Origin of the sequence: Advenella sp. EE-W14, from assembly GCF_012923605.1 — a bacterium.
GTDB lineage: Bacteria > Pseudomonadota > Gammaproteobacteria > Burkholderiales > Burkholderiaceae_B > Advenella > Advenella alkanexedens.
The window spans coordinates 1-5,440 of record NZ_JAAVNG010000018.1 but is presented as its reverse complement, the minus strand read 5'-3'; the positions used below and the strand labels follow the sequence as shown (position 1 = coordinate 5,440).

The window sequence follows — 5,440 nt, the reverse complement described above, 5'->3', positions numbered from 1 at the left end:
TGTCAGCCTCATGACCGTTGGGTCATGTTGTAATGCTCTTTAACAATATAACAGCCGATAAGTGTGGGCGCTTGGAATGTAAGAGGCCACACCAGCGTAAGCTGGTGATGCTGAATTTATACTTTAAGCGCTCACTTGAAATGAAGAAGTAAGGTTTATACATATAAACGTTATTTTCTTTTGAGTGAAGCAGCGACCATTTACCATAAAACAGTAGATGGCAATTATACAGAGATTAAACTGAAGAGTTTGATCCTGGCTCAGATTGAACGCTAGCGGGATGCCTTACACATGCAAGTCGAACGGCAGCGGGAAGAAAGCTTGCTTTCTTTGCCGGCGAGTGGCGAACGGGTGAGTAATGTATCGGAACGTGCCCAGTAGCGGGGGATAACTGGCCGAAAGGTCAGCTAATACCGCATACGCCCTACGGGGGAAAGGGGGGGATTCTTCGGAACCTCTCACTATTGGAGCGGCCGATATCGGATTAGCTGGTTGGTGGGGTAATGGCCTACCAAGGCGACGATCCGTAGCTGGTTTGAGAGGACGACCAGCCACACTGGGACTGAGACACGGCCCAGACTCCTACGGGAGGCAGCAGTGGGGAATTTTGGACAATGGGGGAAACCCTGATCCAGCCATCCCGCGTGTGCGATGAAGGCCTTCGGGTTGTAAAGCACTTTTGTCAGGGAAGAAAAGGTTCTGGCTAATACCCGGAACTGATGACGGTACCTGAAGAATAAGCACCGGCTAACTACGTGCCAGCAGCCGCGGTAATACGTAGGGTGCAAGCGTTAATCGGAATTACTGGGCGTAAAGCGTGCGCAGGCGGTTCGGAAAGAAGGATGTGAAATCCCAGGGCTCAACCTTGGAACTGCATTCTTAACTACCGAACTAGAGTATGTCAGAGGGGGGTAGAATTCCGCGTGTAGCAGTGAAATGCGTAGATATGCGGAGGAATACCGATGGCGAAGGCAGCCCCCTGGGATAATACTGACGCTCATGCACGAAAGCGTGGGTAGCAAACAGGATTAGATACCCTGGTAGTCCACGCCCTAAACGATGTCAACTAGCTGTTGGGCCCTTCGGGGCTTAGTAGCGTAGCTAACGCGTGAAGTTGACCGCCTGGGGAGTACGGTCGCAAGATTAAAACTCAAAGGAATTGACGGGGACCCGCACAAGCGGTGGATGATGTGGATTAATTCGATGCAACGCGAAAAACCTTACCTACCCTTGACATGTCTGGAATCCTTTAGAGATAGAGGAGTGCTCGCAAGAGAACCGGAACACAGGTGCTGCATGGCTGTCGTCAGCTCGTGTCGTGAGATGTTGGGTTAAGTCCCGCAACGAGCGCAACCCTTGTCATTAGTTGCCAGCATTCAGTTGGGCACTCTAATGAGACTGCCGGTGACAAACCGGAGGAAGGTGGGGATGACGTCAAGTCCTCATGGCCCTTATGGGTAGGGCTTCACACGTCATACAATGGTCGGGACAGAGGGTTGCCAAACCGCGAGGTGGAGCCAATCTCAGAAACCCGATCGTAGTCCGGATTGCAGGCTGCAACTCGCCTGCATGAAGTCGGAATCGCTAGTAATCGCGGATCAGCATGTCGCGGTGAATACGTTCCCGGGTCTTGTACACACCGCCCGTCACACCATGGGAGTGGGTTTTACCAGAAGTAGTTAGCCTAACCGCAAGGGGGGCGATTACCACGGTAGGATTCATGACTGGGGTGAAGTCGTAACAAGGTAGCCGTATCGGAAGGTGCGGCTGGATCACCTCCTTTAAGAGCAGGTTCTCCTATGTTTCAAAGCGTCCACGCTTATCGGTTGTTAGTCACATTGCACAAGGCAATGGTACCCGCCTATCGGTTTGGTGGCCTGTTAATGGCAGGAAGCCAGCAGTTGGGTCAGTAGCTCAGTCGGTTAGAGCACCGTCTTGATAAGGCGGGGGTCGCTGGTTCGATTCCAGCTTGACCCACCAAACAGGTTTGTTGGGGGATTAGCTCAGCTGGGAGAGCACCTGCTTTGCAAGCAGGGGGTCGTCGGTTCGATCCCGTCATCCTCCACCAGGAATCTTGTGTGAATGTTGGTTGTTGTTTTTTAACGAAAACAAGGCTGGCGTGATTAACAAAAAACATGCTATACTTTCTGGCTCTGCTGAAGAAAGGTAGAATGCAGTGTTCAATCGTTTTGCTGTCATTTTGGTGGCGGTGAAACGGCTGAAGATTGCACTTTACGAAGTGTGATATTGGCTGTATATGTTCTTTAACAATTTGGAAGAAGCACAACAAAGTAATTCAACGGGTATGTTGGATTCCACCAGGAGTCCGGCATATGTCGATGAAAATACGGGTTGTGATTGCATTATATTTGAAGTTCTCAAATTCAAGACGTCATTCGCAAGAATGACAACCTGGAAAATGATGAACGGCACACAAACGTGAAACTCAGCATGCGGTATCGTGATTTGAAAGGCGCGATACGGCAAAAACCTATAGCCTTTAGTGTTATAGGATCAAGTGACTAAGTGCACATGGTGGATGCCTTGGCGATCACAGGCGATGAAGGACGTAATAGCTTGCGATAAGCTGCGGGGAGCTGGCAAATAAGCTTTGATCCGCAGATTTCCGAATGGGGAAACCCACTGCCTCTGGCAGTATCCTGTCCTGAATACATAGGGATAGTGAAGCGAACCGAGTGAACTGAAACATCTAAGTAACTCGAGGAAAAGAAATCAACCGAGATTCCGAAAGTAGCGGCGAGCGAAATCGGAGCAGCCTGGACGAGATAGCGCAATGTATAGTCGAACGGAATGGAAAGTCCGGCCGCAGCAGGTGATAGCCCTGTAGACGAAATGCGTTGCGTGGTACTAAGCGTCGAACAAGTAGGGCGGGACACGTGAAATCCTGTCTGAATATGGGGGGACCATCCTCCAAGGCTAAATACTCGTGATCGACCGATAGTGAACCAGTACCGTGAGGGAAAGGCGAAAAGAACCCCGGAAGGGGAGTGAAATAGATCCTGAAACCGTGTGCATACAAACAGTAGGAGCGGGCTTGTCCCGTGACTGCGTACCTTTTGTATAATGGGTCAGCGACTTACATTCAGTGGCAAGCTTAACCGAATAGGGAAGGCGTAGCGAAAGCGAGTCCGAATAGGGCGATTTAGTCGCTGGGTGTAGACCCGAAACCAGGCGATCTATCCATGGTCAGGTTGAAGGCACGGTAACACGTGCTGGAGGACCGAACCCACTAATGTTGAAAAATTAGGGGATGAACTGTGGATAGGGGTGAAAGGCTAAACAAGCCTGGAAATAGCTGGTTCTCTCCGAAAACTATTTAGGTAGTGCCTCGTGTATTACTGCCGGGGGTAGAGCACTGTTATAGCTAGGGGGTCATGGCGACTTACCAACCTATGGCAAACTCCGAATACCGGCAAGTACAGCACGGGAGACAGAGCACTGGGTGCTAACGTCCAGACTCAAGAGGGAAACAACCCAGACCGCCAGCTAAGGTCCCCAAAATTGGCTAAGTGGGAAACGAAGTGGGAAGGCATAGACAGTCAGGAGGTTGGCTTAGAAGCAGCCATCCTTTAAAGAAAGCGTAATAGCTCACTGATCGAGTCGTCCTGCGCGGAAGATGTAACGGGGCTAAGCCAGTTACCGAAGCTGCGGGTGTATGATTTATCATACGCGGTAGGAGAGCGTTCTGTAAGCCTGTGAAGGTGTCTGGAGACGGATGCTGGAGGTATCAGAAGTGCGAATGCTGACATGAGTAGCGATAAAGGGAGTGAAAAGCTCCCTCGCCGTAAGTCCAAGGTTTCCTGCGCAACGTTCATCGGCGCAGGGTGAGTCGGCCCCTAAGGCGAGGCAGAGATGCGTAGCTGATGGGAAGTTGGTTAATATTCCAACACCATTGTTGAATGCGATGGGGGGACGGATTGCGAAATGTGATCGGGTGATTGGTAGTACCCGTTGCTGGTATCGAGAAGGTGGTTAGGTAAATCCGGCCGCGTAATTCAAGATATTGGCTCGAAGCGAACTTGTTCGCGAAGTCATAGGAAGTGGTCCCAGGAAAAGCCTCTAAGCTTCAGTTCAACAATGACCGTACCGCAAACCGACACAGGTGGACGGGATGAATATTCCAAGGCGCTTGAGAGAACTCAGGAGAAGGAACTCGGCAAATTAATACCGTAACTTCGGGAGAAGGTATGCCCTAGTAGCGTGTTAAAGCGTGAATGGGCCGCAGAGAAATGGTGGCTGCGACTGTTTATTAAAAACACAGCACTCTGCTAACACGAAAGTGGACGTATAGGGTGTGACGCCTGCCCGGTGCTGGAAGGTTAAGTGATGGTGTGCAAGCACTTGATCGAAGCCCCAGTAAACGGCGGCCGTAACTATAACGGTCCTAAGGTAGCGAAATTCCTTGTCGGGTAAGTTCCGACCTGCACGAATGGCGTAACGATGGCCACACTGTCTCCTCCTGAGACTCAGCGAAGTTGACATGGTTGTGATGATGCAATCTCCCCGCGGCTAGACGGAAAGACCCCATGAACCTTTACTGTAGCTTTACATTGAATTGTGAACCGGCCTGTGTAGGATAGGTGGGAGGCGTAGAAGTAGTGTCGCTAGATGCTATGGAGCCGTCCTTGAAATACCACCCTGGTTTGTTTGCGGTTCTAACCTAGGCCCGTTATCCGGGTTGGGGACAGTGTATGGTGGGCAGTTTGACTGGGGCGGTCTCCTCCTAAAGTGTAACGGAGGAGTTCGAAGGTACGCTAGGTACGGTCGGAAATCGTGCTGATAGTGCAATGGCATAAGCGTGCTTGACTGTGAGACTGACACGTCGAACAGGTGCGAAAGCAGGACATAGTGATCCGGTGGTTCTGAATGGAAGGGCCATCGCTCAACGGATAAAAGGTACTCTGGGGATAACAGGCTGATACCACCCAAGAGTTCATATCGACGGTGGTGTTTGGCACCTCGATGTCGGCTCATCTCATCCTGGGGCTGTAGCCGGTCCCAAGGGTATGGCTGTTCGCCATTTAAAGAGGTACGTGAGCTGGGTTTAAAACGTCGTGAGACAGTTTGGTCCCTATCTGCCGTGGGCGTTGGATACTTGACGGAGCCTGCTCCTAGTACGAGAGGACCGGAGTGGACGTACCGCTGGTGTATCGGTTGTCATGCCAATGGCATTGCCGAGTAGCTACGTACGGAAGAGATAACCGCTGAAGGCATCTAAGCGGGAAACTCGTCTGAAGATTAGGTATCCCGGGGGCTAGACCCCCCTGAAGGGTCGTTCGAGACCAGGACGTTGATAGGTCAGGTGTGTAAGCGCAGTAATGTGTTTAGCTAACTGATACTAATTGCCCGTGCGGCTTGATCCTATAACTCTGCAGGTTATATTAAACTGCTGAACATAGCGTTTCAAGTGTCGTTCAAA

2 tRNA genes and 2 rRNA genes are annotated in these 5,440 nt (G+C 51.0%); all 4 read left to right on the top strand.

Annotated elements, in window-relative coordinates:
* Window positions 1-237: 237 nt before the first annotated feature.
* A 16S ribosomal RNA gene (locus tag HCX92_RS14530) occupies window positions 238-1,783 on the top strand.
* 120 nt (window positions 1,784-1,903) lie between these two features.
* Window positions 1,904-1,980, top strand: a tRNA-Ile gene (locus HCX92_RS14525).
* Between the two features lie 12 nt (window positions 1,981-1,992).
* A tRNA-Ala gene (locus HCX92_RS14520) sits at window positions 1,993-2,068 on the top strand.
* Window positions 2,069-2,512: 444 nt separating this feature from the next.
* A 23S ribosomal RNA gene (locus tag HCX92_RS14515) occupies window positions 2,513-5,384 on the top strand.
* Together the 16S and 23S rRNA genes with 2 tRNA genes alongside form the textbook arrangement of a ribosomal RNA operon.
* Window positions 5,385-5,440 lie beyond the last annotated feature (56 nt).